Raw genomic sequence first — 16,198 nt, 5'->3', positions numbered from 1 at the left:
CGGTCCGTCATGATATGGATCGCGTCAAATCTGCCCTGGCTCGTTGGAAGGTGCAATGAACTGCAGCCCGGCGTGGAGATGACGATTCATATGATAGGCATAGGCGATGCGATCCCGCTTTTTCAATGCGGCAATGATATCGCAATGTTCATCATAGGAGCTGTCCACAGCGACGCGGGAGCGTTTGCCGGCCTCCATCAGCCGCTGCAAGAGCGGCCGCAGAATGCCATAGACCTGCGACAGCGTGCGGTTGTTAGCAATATTAACCAGCTCGGCGTGGAGCTTGAAATCGAATTTCGCAGCGTCGGAAAGATCCGGTGCCCGCTTCATGGCGTCATTGATCGCTTCCAGCCGCGCAATGCCGGCCTCGTCGATATTTTCAAAGAGAAGATCGGATAGATTGACCTCGATCAGCCGGCGAAAACCTTGGATGTCCAGGAAGCTCTCGGCGGAAATGTCGATCGCGAAAGAGAACAGCTCCATCAGCGCCTGCTGGCGGCGGTCGGTGATGACGGCGCCGACCTTTTGCCTGCTTTCGACGATGCCGTAGGCCTTCAGGATGCGGATTGCTTCGCGCACGGTATTGCGGCTGCTGTTAAACATCGCCGCCAGCTCGATTTCCGGCGGCAGGGCGTCGCCGACGCCAAGATTGCGCTCGCGCATCAGCTGCCGGATCGCATCGACTGCATGGTCCACCGCGGATCCTTTGTCTTCGATCTCTGCGGTTCCTATCGCCATGAGTCCTCCAGCAATAAGAGGATATTGTTGGTCAATAGTGGATGTCAAGCGTAGAATCGGCGGTATATTGAGTGGACAATCATCGATTTAGCGATATGTTGACCAACAAATAGGGAGGCGTGGCATGGAGAGCTGTTGGCGCTGGTTCGGACCGAGGGATCTTGTTCCACTCATTCACGCGCGTCAGGGCGGGGCAACGGGTATCGTCACCGCGCTCCACGAAATCTCCTATTCCCGCGTCTGGACGCCAGAAGAGATCGAGGCGCGCAAGGCTTTGGTGGAGGCGGCGGGCATGTCCTGGAGCGTCTGCGAATCGATCCCGGTCCCGAGTGCCATCAAGCTCGGCGGTGCCGGTGCTGCGCAAGCGATCGGCATTTGGAAGGATACGCTGGTCAATCTCGCCCGATCCGGTATCAAGACGATCTGCTACAACTTCATGCCGGTGGTCGACTGGACGCGCACGGACCTGCGCTTCGAGATGCCGACGACAGCGCTTGCCCTCCGCTTCGACATGGTGGAGTTTGTCGCCTATGACGCCTTCGTTCTGCGCAGGAAAGGGGCCGAGGCGAGTTATGCGCCGGAGCTACTGCAGCGCGCCGAGGAGCGGCTGAAGCTCCTCTCGCAGCAGGCGGTTCGCCGGTTGGAGAGCAATATCATCGCCGGCCTTCCTGGTGGCGAGGACAGCTATGGCCGTGAGGCCATTCGCACGGCCATTGAGTCTTTCAATGGAGTAACGGCGGAGGATCTGCGGGCGAACCTCGACAATTTCCTGCACGAGGTCGTGCCGGTCGCTGCCGAAGTCGGAGCACGGCTCGCCATCCATCCCGACGACCCTCCTGTTTCGCTGTTTGGCTTGCCGCGGGTGGTTTCGACGGCAGAGGATCTGCGTCGCATCGTCAGCAGCCTCGATCATTTCGCCAATGGGCTTACGCTTTGTGTCGGCTCGCTCGGGTCGCGTGCCGACAATGACGTGCTTGCCATCGCGCGCGAATTCGCGCCGCGCATCAATTTCGCCCATTTGCGCGATGTGGCGATCGAATCGGATGGCTCTTTTGTCGAAGCCGCCCATCTGGAAGGCCGCAGCGATATGTTCGCAATTCTGCGCGCGCTTCTGGCAGAGGAGACCCGCCGTCGCACCGAGGACCGACCAGATCGCGTAATTCCGATGCGTCCCGATCACGGACATCTGATAGGCGACGATGTCGATAAGCCGACCAATCCGGGCTATTCGCTGATCGGACGGTTGAAAGGCCTGGCCGAGTTGCACGGCGTCATCCACGCCATCGGCAAAAGCGATGAGTACTCGCGATATTGGAAGAGTCTTTAGAGATCCAGTGTCGGATAGGCTGAAGCCTGGGCTGAGCGCCGGGGCGGCTTTTGGCAAGGACTTCCTGATCCTTCGCATACCGCGGCTGCTCACGACAGTCCCGCTCGCGTCAAAGTCTCATGGCCGTCTGAAAAGACGAGGCAACAGTTGCTCTATCCCCATTGAGAGGGACGTTCAGCAATTTCGACAGGCGTCTTCATGATAATCTCGCGATGCGGGAAGGGGATCGAAATACCTGCCTGCTTGAAGGCGTCCCATAACGCCATTAGCACTTCGCCGCGAATGTTGGTCAGCCCATTGCTGGGATCAGAAATCCAGAACCTCAACTTGAAATCGAGCGAGGAGGATCCGAAGGCTGTCATCCAGCACACCGGCGCAGAATAGCTATTTGCGATGCGTGGAATGCTCTTTGCCGTTTCTATGGCGATGCGCACAACATCATGCGGATCGCTATCATAGGAAGTTCCAAAGTCGACTTCGATACGGACATAGTCGCTGGAAAATGACCAGTTCACCACTTTCTGTGAGATAAAGTCCTCGTTTGGGATGAGATATTCCTTGCCGTCTCTGGTGATTACTGAGACGAAACGAGAGCGCAGATCTCTGATCGAGCCGAAAGTTTCCCCGAGCGAAATCGTATCCCCTGGCTTGATGGACTTGTCGAGCAGGATGATGACACCGGAGATGAAATTCGACACGACCTTCTGTAAGCCAAAGCCGATGCCCACGCCCACCGCGCCGGAGAACACGGTGAGGGCGGTGAGGTCGATTCCCGTGGCCGAGAGTGCGATCGCCCCCGCCAATGTGATCAGGCCGATCTTGATAAGTTTGCTGATGAGGACCTTGAAGGAGGGAGAAAGGTCCGCGGACCGATGAACCCAGTGCGAAGAAACATTTCCAACAAGCACGGCGAGCCACACAAGCGCAACCACCAGAACGATGGCTTTCATCATCAAGAGCAATGAAAGCTTTACCGCGCCGATCCTGATTGCGGCACTGTCAAGACCTTCAAGGACCGGGTTATCGAGCCCAACGGTATAAAGGGCGATGTAGCACCAGCTCGCTACCGCGACCACGCGTGCGAGGGTCTGATTGCGGATGATCCTCGTTAGCACGGATATCACGAACCATGCAGCCGTGAGTGTTAGAGCCGTTTCGATAAGCCATCGATGGGAAGGCCACGCATAGCGTGATACTATCCCTTGCACCAGCCACAACCATAAAATCAGGAAGAGCCAACGAAGGCGCCTCAGGAAGGCGGCAACAACGCGCAGCAGGTCCGGGTTTCCCTTGATTTTACGGGCGCGCGCTTCGAAAAATGGCTCTACTCGTTTTGCTGCGAATGACGAAAGCAAGAAACCCAGGCCTATCAATCCACACTGGTAGAGTGTCCATGCATCAAAAAAAACCGTCCGGACCCAAACCTCAGTTTCTCTGAAGATTTCCTCGAAACCCACTGAAGTGTCCCCCGATAATCGGCGACCGGTGATTGTCCATCGTGAATCATAGCACCTAAGCGGCCACAGCGCTGTAGCACTTTGAATTGCCGCATGTTTTTGCGCGAGGCAGAGATAATATACTCGCGTCATCGAGATCGTCGCCGAGCCCAGCGTGATCGAAATTGAGTCCGTGGGATGATCGTGGAGTACGATATTATCAATCTATCTAAATGATTTTATTTATTAAATCGTCAATCCAAAACTCTGGCGGCGCCGTTCATCGGGAGCACAGCGCAAGCCAAACGCCCTTCAATAAAGCTCATGTCGTTGAGTCCTGGCTCGCAACGTCCGGATTTCCTCTATCGATGCCTTCGCGCTGCCCAGCCCAGGTGAGCAGCGCATCAAGAGCCGGGCACAGGGCCTGACCCCAGTCCGTGAGGCAGTATTCGACCTTCGGGGGCACCAGATGATGGACGATGCGGCGCACGATGCCGTCCTTTTCCATTTGCCGGAGCTGCTGGATCAGCATTTTCTGGGAGATCCCCGGGATCGCGCGTTCGAGATCGGAGAAACGCAGAACATGCCCGCCGAAGAGGTGAAACAGGATCACCAGCTTCCACCGCCCCTCAAGAAGCTTGAGCGCGTTCTCGACGCCCTCAGCTGCTGTTTCTCGCGTATATTGGTGTGACATACTTTTTGGTTAGTACCTTACTTTTTCGTTAGTTCTTGCTCTTTTTGCAAGTTAGGCCATTTTCGATAACCAAACAAGGTCAACCCGGAGATCGATCATGACCCTCGCATTACCCAAACCCATAGCCGACTACTTTGCTGCGGATGCGGCGGATGGCGCGGCGGTTGCCGCATGTTTCACGGCCGACGCCGTGGTCGTCGACGAGAAGAAGACTTATACGGGGCGCGACGCGATCGCGGCCTGGAAGTCCGAGGCATCCGCAAAGTATGAATATGTAGCCGACCCCGTAGCCATCGACGATCAGGGCGACAGGGTCGTCGTGACCGCGCATCTGACCGGGAATTTTCCTGGAAGCCCGGTGGACCTTCGCTACGCTTTCACGCTCTCTGGTAATGCGATCGCCCGGCTGGAGATCGTCCCATGAGCTTCGATCTTGGCCTTGATGGAAAGCGCGCCCTGGTGACAGGCGGCACCAAGGGGGCGGGCGCAGCGGTCGTTCAGGCTCTGGTGGCCGCAGGCGCGCGCGTTGCGGCAACGGCCCGGACCGTGCCCCAGGCTGCAGTGGGGAACATCCATTACATCGCCGCCGACCTGCTGACAGCGCAGGGCTGCGCCAAAGTCGCCGAGGAGGTGGTTCATGCGTTTGGCGGTATCGACGTCCTCGTCAATGTGCTTGGAGGATCAGGCGCGCCGGCGGGCGGCTTCGCGGCCTTGACCGATGAGGAATGGCAGAAGGAGATCGATCACAATCTCATGCCTGCGGTCCGGCTCGATCGGGCTCTGCTTCCGTCGATGATCGCGCAAAGATCGGGCGTCATCATCCATGTGACGTCGATCCAGCACGAACTGCCATTGCCGGAATCGACGACCGCCTATGCAGCAGCAAAGGCGGCACTGTCGACCTATAGCAAGAGCCTGTCGAAGGAAGTGACCCCCAAGGGAATCAGGGTGGTTCGCGTGTCGCCGGGCTGGATCGAGACCGACGCCGCCGTGGCGCTCGCGGAACGGCTCGCAAGCGAGGCCGGGACCGATTATGAGGGCGGCAAGAGGATCATCATGAATTCTCTAGGCGGAATTCCGCTCGGCCGACCGGCGAAACCGGCCGAGGTCGCGGATCTGATAACATTCCTGGCATCCCCGCGCGCTGCAGCCATAACCGGTACCGAATATGTCATCGACGGCGGGACCGTTCCCACCGCATGAGGTGGGGGCTCCCTCCGCTGTTTTAGCACAGCTTGGGGGTCTCCCCGCAGAAGGGGGTCGGCCGAGAACCATGGCTCGGTCGCAGGGGAAAACTTCCCCCTCAAGCCCTCATGCTGACAAGGTTGTCTCCACCTATCGACCTGTCTTAGCCAGTGTGACATCCTTCCGCATTGATGGTAGGGCTATGGAGTGAAATCGGCGGAATGCACGGATCGAGTCGGATTATCTCCTGCGTCCCACGCTTGACGATAGTTCCCGAAAGTTCGATTTTGGGTACTGTTCCGAAAAACCCAATGAACTAAGCTGAAGAAGCTTGGGGTCGACGCCCATCTCCGTGAAATATGACATGATCTGTACAGTTAACGTCTGAACGGCGGCCACTGCTGTCGGACCGTCGAGACTGTTTCCTGGCGCGAACGAAGATTGATGCACACCTATAGAACCCGGCTCCGCTTGGCGGATCACGCCACCGACATACGCCAGAGCGCAGGCGGAGGCACATTGGCTGGCCCGCAGCTGAAATGTCGATAGCCCGAGCGACCTAATCTTTCTCCCGTAGGCGATGGCCGCCAGGACATTGCCACCTTGAAAGTGACGACCTTGGCGCCGCTTGCCGTGACTTCCCGGGACAGCAGTTCGGGATCGTCGGACTGGCTAAACTCACCCTTTAGCAGAAGAACCGGGGAGGCGTTCTCGATTGGTATGCGCTCTATTGTCACCTCTGCATGCGCCGCTCCAAACAAGGTCGCGGATGCAAAAACTCCCAGAACAAACTGACGCATGAACGCGAGCGCTAATCCCAAAAAAACGGCGAGATGCATGCTATCGGATCAACCGTAACGCGCAACAATCAAAGCGATAGGCGACCTTGATTGATGCATCACTCTGCAATGCGGCCACCACACACCCGGCTACTTTAGGCGATATGGTCGCGATGGCCGGGTTTCGATTTCAGTAGATCGGGCGGTCGCCAATCAGCGACCCTTTGGGCCGCCGCCACCCTGTCTGCGCGCTTCTCCCAAGACGCGTCGCCGAGGACGCGGCGATAACGACGAGAGTGACGGCGGCGATCCCGACAATGACCATTACTCCCCAATCTGGTCCGTCGGGAAAACTGCCGGTTTGCAAGATGTCTCCCAAGTGGGCCTTACCGCCACTAGCGGGTCGCTGCCCGACGTGTTCGCAGCCGCCACCCAAGGGCAGGGCACGCTACGACGCCACCTCGGATCTCTGCACGCTTTTCATGCCGGGTGAAGCAATTACCCAAATGAAAGAATTGATAGGGCTTCTATCGATCTCAATGTTTTTGGTCTTGTGATGGTGTGACAAAACCTTGCGGTTAGCTGCCATCAAATCGGAAATCTCTCATCGTTCTTTCCCGGTGCTATATTTAAGTCAGAGCCGCGGCCTCACCGGAAGAACGCCAATGGCGGCCAGAGGAAAAGCAATTGCAGCACGCTTCCCGGCTCTAAATTCCCACCGGTGGTTCCGATCGAGATTTCCATGGAACATTCTGAATTGAAGACTTTCGGTCTTCCTCTCGGCAGGCGGATGCCATCCAGGGACTTCGGGTTGATCAACCCGGATGGGAACCGGGAAGACAGAGACGGCAGAGCCTGCCGCCCCTCGTCACTTCGAATCCTTGCATTTTGTGGCTGGTTGCCGAGTTCGCGACCTTTAGATCGGCGCGAAAGTCGGACAGGCGCGTGCAAGACACATCCGCGTAGACGCCAGACCCTTCCTGGATACGCCACCCAAACATTGGTGAAAACACGCGTTCAGGAGCGTCGTCGGAAACGATGACCTTCAAGTCCCAATCGCTTTGAGCGGTTGCTTCTCCCCTCGCTTGGCTACCATAGAGAATGACGTCGATCGGATTGTACACTTCCTTGATCCGAACAAGCAGCTTTCCCAGTTCGGGAAATTTCTCTGGGGAAGCGATACGTCCACCAAAACTCTCGGCAACGTCGCTCACGGGGCCACTCCGTCCAAAGTCCGTACAGTCATATAATCGGGTTGCTCGTTATTTCCCATAGCCACGACCCCATGGGGCGCCATTCGGAAATGCGACATGATTGCACGCGACTATGGCGATTAGATCGAGCGGCTGAAGGAGGAGGGGAAGCTGTGATCGACCTCTTCGGTTTCGAGATGCACCGTGATGCCGTGTTCCACGGCAAGAATCGCTTGACGCTTACCAGGCGCTGGGGACGGGGACCGCAGGCGTGCGTCATCGGTTGCAATCCTTCCAGAGCGGGAAAGCTGATCGAGGACAATACCTCACACTGGTGGAACGCCTGGTTCCATGAGTTCGGATTCGGCGGATATGATGCCGTGAACCTTTATCCCTTCTGCACGTCCGAACCGGCCAAATGCCGGCGCGTCGTGGCGACGATCGACCGCGGCGCGTGGCACGTGCGTGATGACCTCCATTTTGTCAACCTGCCACATGTCGTCGCCAAAGCCAAAGGTGCCGACAAGGTTTTCGTCTGCTGGGGCGCCATCGCTTGGGACATCGATTGGGTTGATCACGTGGTCAAGGAGATCCAGAGCGGCGACGGGCCGCATCCTGACCTCTGGTGCTGGGGCAAGACATCGAGCGGAGCGCCTAAGCATCCGCTCGCCCGCGGCAAGCATCGCATCCCAGCCAACCAGCCGGCTATCCTCTGGAGGGCAGCATGACGATCGATGACGGATGGGCCGGTGGACACGGCGACAGACGGGGGGAGATGACGCTGTTTGTCTGGCGTGAGTTTTGCGAGCGACCAGACCCGCCTCCGATAAGGCATACGTCAGCGACGTCATTGAGCTTTTGCGCAAAAGGATATGGTAAGCGGCATGACCGTAAAGAGCGACACGATATTCACCCTACACTGACATGCGCCACAATCTGACGTCGCGAGCACATTCGTTTTCGCACTTCAAAGATTGCTTAGACTGTATGGTCAATCTCTGAGCATCGTACGTCAGCGATTGTGTTTTTCAAAGCACGAGCCAGCGCATAGGAAGCTTAGGAAAAGCCGCCCCTTTGATTGGCAACGTCACCGAACTCGCACAGACAAGAACTGCTCATAACATTCGCTATATCGGATGAAACATCCCGCATCGACCGTAACTTTATCGAACTCGCAGCCTTCCCAGCAAGCCATCAGCGACGCGCTTGGGGCCTTGATGCATCGCCAAGGCCCTTTCGAGGGGTGTCGCGCGACGCTCAAAGAACCTGTTGACTAGGTCTTCCGCAGACGAAGCCTCAACGTCTGCTTGGACGAGTATTTTGACGACGGTGTCGAAAAACTCTCTCATCATGGGTGAATTGTCGAGGTCTTTTGGGTCGATTTGAGCCATGGCGATCTCTTATACAAAGTAGGTGTTGGGGGTCGATGACATCGTGCCCGCCGGAAGGCGGAACACGGAATTTCCGTTCGCATCAACTATGTTCGCTGGATTAGGAAAACAGATCTGATCACAGTTGGCGATGACCAGCGTCTGTGGGGACAACGAGACCGGACCATATATTGCGTCATAGGGCGCGGTTCGACCGTGGCTGACGCCGCCTCCGCCTCGACAAAAGGCACACAGGTCATGGAAGTCCTGTGTATCGGTGACAAACACGAGATGCTCAAGCGTTTCGATTGCCGATCTGCTCAAATCATATTGGAGAACTTCCGCGTTGACCCCGAAACCACCGATGGTTCGAACTCGTTCGTTTGCCCAATTCTTTGCCTGATGAAGCGACGTGGTTACGTAAAAGCCCGCGCCAAAGTCGGAACTAGGATTGAAATATTGAGCCAGTATTCCATTCATTCTAATGTTGTTGCCACTTAACGAGTCTGTACCGTGGTAAACGGTTAGTGTGATGTTGGGCCAAGGCATCTTCAATTCCTCTAGGCTTATCCGATCGCAGTCCGCAGATTTGTAAGGGCGGACCTCGTGGTATCGATGAGCTCCTGCAGATCGCCGTCCTCGTGAGCATTGCTTCGGGTCTCAATGTCATTGAGGGTCTCCTCAATCCGCCGAAGGGTGGCGGGAGTCGCCCGTTTTGCAAGCTCCGGAATCATTAGAACCATCCGATAGGCGGTAACTTGAATTTCACTTTTGAGGCGGCGGTTCTAAGGTTCTTCAGGTCGTCAGGCATAGGTTGTAAGATCGCCGCCGTTGCAAATGCAACGAGATAGCCTTCGTTTCCTTTTGCGAGATTTGCGCGAGGCAGGTTCAATGCCACCGCCAAGTCGCCCAGACGATCAGCAAGCTCAAATCGTTTTGCGACCCGCTCCTTGGTCCCTTGAATGTCCAGGTCTTGATACTCGCCTGCCAATCGGACGAACTCGTCCGCGTCTGTCTCGTCCGTCTTGGTTTTCTTTGTTGGGGCAATCGAGGTTCGTGCTAATTGGCTCGCCATCTCGAAGGTCAGTCCGAGAAAGCGAAACTTTAATTTATTGGCGTCGCTGATCCTTCTGATTACAGATGCCACGAGGAAGGTCAGTTGATGCCGTAAATAGAAAAAAACGATGACCGTGGTGATCGGCCAGGCAACTGCTTTCAAAATCTCCGCAACATCCTTCATATTGCTAGCCTCAGTAGAAGAGCACAACTTCCGGTGCTTCAAACCGCACAGTGTCCCGTCCTATTTCCCAGATGCTTTGGCTGTTTTCACGCTGGCCGTCGGGCCAGCCGGAGATTGTGGTATCGTGGCTTTGGCAGCTAGCGCCGAACCTTGGTCATGATCGATGCCCAAGCTATCGGCGACCTTCCGCGCGATCATCCTAAAGCCAGTCGGATCGGGGTGAAGCTCGTTTGCCCAATGCTGATCGTTCAGCGTGCCTTGCGTGGGGACTACATGAAAATTGTTGGCGGGTACTGACGCGAGATCATCCAGCATGTCCTTAAACTTCGCTAGCGCGTCGTGGGCAATTTGTTTGCCAGTCGATTTTGACCAATTGCAGAATTGGAGTGAGGGCCAAAGCCAGGGACCAATTCCGCATGGTGCTCCTATCCCGCTTGGGGTCGGGAAATCATAGCAATGGGCATAGATTGGAACGCCGCTGGCGTAGCGATCTCGAACAGCGAACAAATCCAAGTAGCACGCCCTAACGAGGTTCAACACACCAGCGTATCTTGCCTGATTTAGGCCTGTGTGGCGTCCATCGTTGAAGTCCAGAAAGATGCAGAATGAGTTGCCAGCCACGTCGTTACCCCCGGCCGAAACGATGATCGCGTCCGGTTTGCCGTTTGGCCAATTCTGCTTGTGGGTCAAAAATTGAATAATCTTCTCTTGCTTGGGCAGCGACATCTCTATTGTTGAAGCGTCGCCGCGATGAGCAGACGAAAGGATGATGGGCGCGGGGTCGCAGATTTGCTTCAGCTGCGCAAGGATGTCGGATGGGATAAAGACGAGACTATTGCCTTGGATCGGATAATCGTACCAAGAGTCGCCGATGGCCAGCAGATATTTTGGCTTAATGGCCGCCTTACCCGTCAAGGTTCTTGTCGCCTCGAATAGGGCCTCATGTTGGGCGACGATTTTTTGATGTTCTTTCTCGCGATCATCGAGCTCATCGTTGATCGCTTTGCGGTGACGTTGGTTTATGAAAAGGTCTTCCTGCATCGGGGTGCCTCCACGCGAACCGGCTGAATCGTCGTGAAATCAGGAAATCGGGCTTGAGCTGGGCGTTGGATTGCCGAGATCGTCGGTCGGCAAATACTGCTGCTCAAAGGCCGCGAAGTAAGCCGCCCACTCGGGTTGTCGGCAATCGATAAGAACCGCTCCATCTTGCCAGACGGCATTGTGATCATTTTGATCGCTGTTTGGGCGATGGATATACCGCCCCTTTGAACCCTGGTTCATGTGAGCGTCGTGGATGCCATTTCCTTCGCTGTAAAATCGGCCGAAGACGTACACATCGAACTTCTCCGAAAGCGCCTTCTCAATCAGACGGGTCAGTGATGCCACCGGCTCAGGCGTATCGCTGCCATCCATGACAGCACTGTCACGCCAGCGGCCCGTAGTGCCGAGCAAATCGCTGCGGACGAAATCTAAAGCGGGCAGGGCATTGACGTCAGTTAGATCGTTTTTGCCAGCGGGCGAGGCTTGCAGGGTTTGGATGAGCGGATGTCGATAGTCGAAGACAAGCTTGTATTTCAGCAAATCGTCAGAATCGTTCGTCCCGACATTAACAGCAACATCCCAGACTTCGTCAGCGACCTGGACACTAAAATGGAGATGATACTGCGTTTCGTGATCACGTCGCGTCGGCTTGAGACTAGGCGCGGATATCACTGTTCCCTTGGCGTAGCCATACGGTATCGTCATCTTGACCTCCGTCAGTTCTGCGGGAATACATCGGAACGATCGCCTTTAAGAAGGTTTTGCGGAATCTGGGAAAACGACCAGCCGCCATCCTTGCTTTCGAGGCACCAATTCATGTCGAACCGGTCATCGGGCCATTTCTTCGGTGCCGGTGGCGCGTGTGGGAATTTGTCCAAAAGGTCAGGGAGGAGATGATGCTCCCAGCATACAAGCACGACGCCTTCGGCGTCCAATATCCTGGCGAAGAGGCCATCTAGATCGCTTTTGAGGCAGGTCGTATCAAACTTCGAAAGGATATTGCGCTCGTTTAACAGCTCAGCGAGTGGCGTAACCGTTTGCTGCGGCCTTTTGCTGTCGCTGCCGGGTCCAATACCAGCGGCAAAAATCGTGGTTGGAGCGGATGCCGTGCCTGGCCAAGTCATTTGCGTCAATGCCCCAGCGCGTTGCCAGCCTTTTACCGTCAGGCTCTCCTTATCAATGCTGCCATCGGGCAACACGCCGTTCGTTCGCTTGGCTTCGTCCGGCTTTTCTGCATGGCGGATGAAATAGATTTTGGTCGGGGCCATCGCTTCCTCCCATGTTGATGCCGGACTTATTGTCCCGAGAAATAGAGCCGACGCAGTCCACCTGCGTCGCGCACATTGTCGTATCGGTTTAGCCAGGAATTGTCGGTGAATAGGTCTTGGGGCTTGAAGTTGTTCATGCCGGTCTTGTCGTCGACCGCATTCTTTGCCGCGTCCCGGAACGCATAGCTGGAAAACTGGCGCATGAACTCCCCGAGATAGATATCGGCGATGCGGGTATTCCCCCTTATCACCAACATGTTCTCGTGGTTGGTCTCGATGCTCGCCACGCTGAAATTCTGTGATCCAGTAATGACAATCGGATCATCCGAAAGCGGATCAACAAGCATAAATTTCGTATGGACCCACCGAACGTGTTCTCCCGGGGCGAGCCCATCTCGCTCTTTAATCCAGCGGTCGAATTCATTGAGGGTAATGTTCTGCCCGATCGCTATGACGGTGTTCGGCAGACGTTGTAGCACTTCAATTTGCTTTTCTCCGGTTGCCTTGTTTTTTCCAACGCCTACCGTGTCCATCAAAGCGAAGCGCAGCACGTCGCCCGGATTGGCGTAAATCGCTTGGAATTCCGCGTTCATACCGAAAGCAAAGGTCATAAACAGACCGCGCTTGGCTTCGCTGGCGATAACCGCATACCGTTTGAGGGTGTCCGCTCCGGTCTGAGGCGAAAACACCTCTGACGTGCCCGGATCGGGTGGCTGCGGAGGAGGGGTGGAGTTGGGACCAGTCCACTTGCGCAAGTCGCCTAATGGTTGATTCTTGCTGAGCTGATCCCAGTATTCCATGAACTTTGCAGCGACCGCGTCATCGTGGACAACGTGGGCACAGTTCAGATGGCCGAATACGCCATTTTCGGTGAAGTTGGTAGAGCCGCTTAAAACCCGTAGCGGCTTGTTCCTCTGCAGAAGCACAATGAACTTGTTGTGCATGATTTTGCCCTCGGTGATCCCGGTGCAAAAATCGGTTATGCCCGCCGCCGCAATCTGCTCTTCGTTCGGATGGACGGGGTTGCCCTCGGCGTTTTCTATCGCATCGAAGAGCACCTGCACGTCTACTCCGCGCTCCTTGGCCGCGTTTAACGCGCCCAATATTTCAGGCAGCTGAAACTCGTAGATCGCGATCCTCAGGGCGAATTCCGGTCCAGTGGCTTGTCCGATAAACGCGAGAATCGCTTCAAGAAGGCCACGAGAAAGCCAGATATAGGCAGCCGGTCCCGCTTCATTTGGCGGCTTGTTTTGAAATCTCTTTGCATATTCCTGTGATGCGATGGCACCACGATTGAAGAACACACTGTGATCTTCGCCCCATTCGGGTTCGGTCGCGATGTCTATTGAAATTTCGTTTGCATCGACCAGCGTTCCAGGTGCGCCCTTCATGGCGACCAGACGATAAGTATAGTTATGGCCGGGTTTTGCAGCGTAGTCCGCCCACTGAAAGCTCTGAAACGGCTGCTCGTGTGAGGACGCGTTTCCTCCCAAGGGGAGGGGATCGCTGCCAGGAAAGGTTTTCATCCCTCGAAGCCAAGCGATCTCGTTTTCGGTGTGATCCGTTCTTTGAATCGCGAACCCAAGCAAACCTTGGCGGATGAGCTGGTCTTTAATGTCCCAGCCAATGAGAACGACGTAGGTTCCGGCGACCGCTTGAGCAATTAGCCCATTTTTTTCGACCCTTGCACGCACTTCTCCCTCCCTCAAAAGTTTAGAACTTTGAAGACTGCAGACTAAATTGCGTGTTGAATGCCTTATTTGTGTATTATTAGCGCATATACACGCCATAGGCTAGCATATATTTTTAACTACAACCGGCCTTTACTTCAACGCTACAAGTTGTGTTTATGGGTTTCTTGACGCGAAAACAGTCAATCACAAGATGCGGTTAGGCCGGACTTTGAGCGCGTCCTAGAGACGGAGGGACTGCGTTTCTCATGGCCGGGCGTCGAAAATCGATGAGTTTCGTATAGGAAAGAGATGGGCACCAGTTCAGGGTCGAGGAGGCAGGGCTTGAAATGGGCCATCCAATTCTGACGGCGATATACCGCACAATCGCTGGCGTCTGCTTGTCAGACCGGGCTGCCGGCTCAAGGTTTGAGAGGCTTGAGATGCGTCGACGCGCTGGGATGGCGCAGGCTATCCGAGGTGAGGACGGCGTGATTTTGGCTTAAGAAGACGTCGAAGAGCGAAGATGATCCCGAGCTTCAGTAGGCCGATGATTGGATATCATTGGCTGCGGTTTAACAGGACCTCATGCCGGACGAGACATGGCCACCAAGAACTCATGCGAACTCGTCACGATCGCATCGCCTAGGAAACGCAGGGTTTCGACGGAACGTCTTCCTGCCTCCGCATCTCCGTGGCCACATGCGTCCTCGATCAAGACTGGAACGATCCCCAGATCGGCTGCGTGGCGGCAGGTCGGCTCGATACCGATTTCCATGGCAATTCCGCAGATCGCCAAAGCCGAAAGCCCGGCATCCCGCATTGCAAGCTCTAAGGGGGTCCCTTCGAATGCCGACATCCCGAGCTTGTCAAACACGAAGTCCTGCGGCTGCGGCCGCAACTCCGGAACGATTTGAACCGCTTCGCTGTCTCGCAGGAACCACGGTTTCACCTCGTCGGGATCGTCGGTGCGTTGCCATGCCATCGCCATCCGCGTTGCAAACAAACCCATCCACGGCTTCGGCAGAGAAAGATGACGACAGAAAGCGATCCGCATTCCCGCTCCCCGGGCAGCGGCGACAATTTTTGCGATCCGATGGATCGTTTCATCTGCGTTCTTGACTTGCCGCGCAATGCCAATCTGCATGTCGTACACCAGCAAGGCGGCGCGATCAGGAGAAAGCCAATCGGCAACGGTTGTGGGCATGGTCATTGGCGCGGCATCCCTGAGTATGAGCGACGGCCCGTTCTAAGACATGGTCGTCCTTTTGCCTAGCATCAAAGGGTTGCTCAACGATGATGGTCCCGCTGGTCATGCAGCGCGACCATCACCGTCCGGTATCAAAGCGGCGGCCCGACGAGGTCGATGCCGTTTCGCGCGCAGCAGCGGGCAAGTTGGTCGATCATGGCCTGCGTCGGCTCAGAGGGCGGCGGAAGCGAGCGGCTCTCGGCTAGACGGCTGCACTCAAGAAGCATGGATTCGAAGTCGTTGCCGTGTGTGATCGTCAGACACCGAGTTCCTTGTTCGCCCTCTGCGCGGTAGCTGTGCGGGATACCCTTTGGCGCCAGCGCCGTTTCGCCTGCTTCCGCGACAATGTCCTTGTCGTCAACACGAAAGCGCATCCTTCCTTCGAGCACATGGAAGATTTCGTCCTCGTTGCGGTGGACATGCATTGGCGGCGAGTCGCCGAACGGCATCCAGTGCTCAGCGACAGAAATGCGGTCTTGTCCCTCTCCTGAGCCAACTTGGATTGAGACGAGTGTATTTCCGAACCAGCGGAGCCGTGCACCGGGTTCCATTGATACGATGTCCATTGCCATTGCGTTTTCCCTTCATCGTTGCGAATGTGCAGCAAATATCTACGGCAGAACCGGCCCTTTTCGCCAATCGCATTTTGATATCGAGGCTATTGATGGCATGAATTTCAACGCGCTCGATTTGAACCTGATCCGCGTCTTCGACGCCCTTGCGCGAGAGAGGAGCGTCACGCGCGCCGGCGACAGGATAGGGCTCAGCCAACCCGCCGTCAGTTCGGCACTCAATCGGCCTGAGGCATGTCTTCAACGACCCGCTGTTCGTAAGGCAGGGGTTAGAACAGTTCGCTCGCAATCTTACTGAATTTATGTATATCCATCCAAAATGGGGACATTTGTGAGTATAGGCGAAGCGGCGGAAGTTTTGGGCGTGTCGATCACGACATTGCGCCGATGGGAAGCTGAAGGCCGTCTGGTGGCTGAACATACGCCGGGTGGTCAT

General features: G+C 55.9%; 18 protein-coding genes and 2 pseudogenes. 7 read left to right on the top strand and 13 right to left on the bottom strand.

The window, feature by feature from the left end; all coding sequences use genetic code 11:
- Positions 1–24: 24 nt before the first annotated feature.
- A complete protein-coding gene (locus PY650_RS23285) occupies positions 25–738 on the bottom strand; it encodes a FadR/GntR family transcriptional regulator (protein WP_285881939.1) in 714 nt (237 codons plus the stop codon).
- Positions 739–862: 124 nt separating this feature from the next.
- Between PY650_RS23285 and uxuA the strand changes: the two genes are divergently transcribed.
- Positions 863–2,065, top strand: a complete 1,203-nt coding sequence (uxuA, locus tag PY650_RS23280; RefSeq protein WP_285881938.1) for a mannonate dehydratase — start codon at positions 863–865, stop codon at positions 2,063–2,065.
- A gap of 152 nt (positions 2,066–2,217) precedes the next feature.
- Here uxuA and PY650_RS23275 read toward each other — a convergent pair whose 3' ends face one another.
- Positions 2,218–3,522 (bottom strand): mechanosensitive ion channel family protein, encoded by a 1,305-nt coding sequence (locus tag PY650_RS23275; RefSeq protein WP_285881937.1) that lies wholly within the window; start codon positions 3,520–3,522, stop codon positions 2,218–2,220.
- Between the two features lie 301 nt (positions 3,523–3,823).
- The gene (locus PY650_RS23270; RefSeq protein WP_285881936.1) at positions 3,824–4,195 is read right to left on the bottom strand and encodes a winged helix-turn-helix transcriptional regulator; all 372 of its coding nucleotides are present in this window, start codon (positions 4,193–4,195) and stop codon (positions 3,824–3,826) included.
- Positions 4,196–4,292: 97 nt separating this feature from the next.
- On the opposite strand from PY650_RS23270, the gene PY650_RS23265 reads away from it, so the two are divergent.
- Both PY650_RS23265 and PY650_RS23260 read left to right on the top strand, forming a co-directional pair.
- Positions 4,293–4,619, top strand: coding sequence for a nuclear transport factor 2 family protein (locus PY650_RS23265; protein ID WP_285881934.1), 327 nt, complete (start codon positions 4,293–4,295; stop codon positions 4,617–4,619).
- Positions 4,616–5,398 (top strand): SDR family oxidoreductase, encoded by a 783-nt coding sequence (locus PY650_RS23260; RefSeq protein WP_285881933.1) that lies wholly within the window; start codon positions 4,616–4,618, stop codon positions 5,396–5,398. The genes PY650_RS23265 and PY650_RS23260 overlap by 4 nt, the downstream gene beginning before the upstream one ends.
- A gap of 951 nt (positions 5,399–6,349) precedes the next feature.
- Here PY650_RS23260 and PY650_RS23255 read toward each other — a convergent pair.
- Positions 6,350–6,526 carry a hypothetical protein gene (locus PY650_RS23255; protein WP_285881932.1) on the bottom strand — a complete coding sequence of 59 codons (177 nt, stop codon included), beginning with the start codon at positions 6,524–6,526 and terminating at the stop codon, positions 6,350–6,352.
- Positions 6,527–6,974: 448 nt separating this feature from the next.
- Complete coding sequence (locus tag PY650_RS23250) at positions 6,975–7,373, bottom strand: nucleotidyltransferase domain-containing protein (RefSeq protein WP_285881931.1); 399 nt, start codon at positions 7,371–7,373, stop codon at positions 6,975–6,977.
- Between the two features lie 152 nt (positions 7,374–7,525).
- On the opposite strand from PY650_RS23250, the gene PY650_RS23245 reads away from it, so the two are divergent.
- Both PY650_RS23245 and PY650_RS23240 read left to right on the top strand, forming a co-directional pair.
- Positions 7,526–8,080, top strand: coding sequence for a DUF1643 domain-containing protein (locus PY650_RS23245; RefSeq protein ID WP_285881930.1), 555 nt, complete (start codon positions 7,526–7,528; stop codon positions 8,078–8,080).
- Between the two features lie 15 nt (positions 8,081–8,095).
- Positions 8,096–8,292: pseudogene (locus PY650_RS23240) on the top strand (hypothetical protein); the annotation flags it as partial.
- A 460-nt stretch (positions 8,293–8,752) separates the two neighbouring features.
- Here PY650_RS23240 and PY650_RS23235 read toward each other — a convergent pair.
- The 8 genes from PY650_RS23235 to PY650_RS23200 form a co-directional block, all read right to left on the bottom strand.
- Entirely contained in the window at positions 8,753–9,271 is a 519-nt protein-coding gene (locus PY650_RS23235) for a DUF3990 domain-containing protein (protein ID WP_285881929.1), read from the bottom strand.
- A gap of 184 nt (positions 9,272–9,455) precedes the next feature.
- A complete protein-coding gene (locus tag PY650_RS23230) occupies positions 9,456–9,962 on the bottom strand; it encodes a hypothetical protein (protein WP_285881928.1) in 507 nt (168 codons plus the stop codon).
- A gap of 60 nt (positions 9,963–10,022) precedes the next feature.
- The gene (locus PY650_RS23225; RefSeq protein WP_285881926.1) at positions 10,023–11,003 is read right to left on the bottom strand and encodes an SGNH/GDSL hydrolase family protein; all 981 of its coding nucleotides are present in this window, start codon (positions 11,001–11,003) and stop codon (positions 10,023–10,025) included.
- A gap of 39 nt (positions 11,004–11,042) precedes the next feature.
- Positions 11,043–11,708, bottom strand: coding sequence for a DUF2278 family protein (locus PY650_RS23220; protein WP_285881925.1), 666 nt, complete (start codon positions 11,706–11,708; stop codon positions 11,043–11,045).
- 11 nt (positions 11,709–11,719) lie between these two features.
- A complete protein-coding gene (locus tag PY650_RS23215) occupies positions 11,720–12,271 on the bottom strand; it encodes a histidine phosphatase family protein (protein WP_285881924.1) in 552 nt (183 codons plus the stop codon).
- A gap of 26 nt (positions 12,272–12,297) precedes the next feature.
- On the bottom strand, positions 12,298–13,965 hold the full coding sequence (locus PY650_RS23210) for a phospholipase D-like domain-containing protein (protein ID WP_285881923.1): 1,668 nt from the start codon (positions 13,963–13,965) through the stop codon (positions 12,298–12,300).
- Positions 13,966–14,527: 562 nt separating this feature from the next.
- Positions 14,528–15,154 carry a cysteine hydrolase family protein gene (locus PY650_RS23205; protein WP_285881922.1) on the bottom strand — a complete coding sequence of 209 codons (627 nt, stop codon included), beginning with the start codon at positions 15,152–15,154 and terminating at the stop codon, positions 14,528–14,530.
- Between the two features lie 128 nt (positions 15,155–15,282).
- Positions 15,283–15,639 (bottom strand): cupin domain-containing protein, encoded by a 357-nt coding sequence (locus tag PY650_RS23200; protein WP_285881921.1) that lies wholly within the window; start codon positions 15,637–15,639, stop codon positions 15,283–15,285.
- A 220-nt stretch (positions 15,640–15,859) separates the two neighbouring features.
- On the opposite strand from PY650_RS23200, the pseudogene PY650_RS23195 reads away from it, so the two are divergent.
- Together PY650_RS23195 and PY650_RS23190 are read left to right on the top strand one after the other, a co-directional pair.
- Positions 15,860–16,031 (top strand): annotated as a pseudogene (locus tag PY650_RS23195) (LysR family transcriptional regulator); the annotation flags it as partial.
- 50 nt (positions 16,032–16,081) lie between these two features.
- On the top strand, positions 16,082–16,198 hold a 117-nt coding region (locus tag PY650_RS23190), incomplete at its 3' end, for a MerR family DNA-binding transcriptional regulator (protein ID WP_285882020.1).

It is taken from the genome of Martinezella calliandrae (assembly GCF_030272695.1).
In the GTDB taxonomy this organism is placed as follows: domain Bacteria; phylum Pseudomonadota; class Alphaproteobacteria; order Rhizobiales; family Rhizobiaceae; genus Rhizobium; species Rhizobium calliandrae.
The sequence above is the reverse complement of the archived record's forward strand: the minus strand, read 5'-3'. Positions and strand labels throughout refer to the sequence as shown.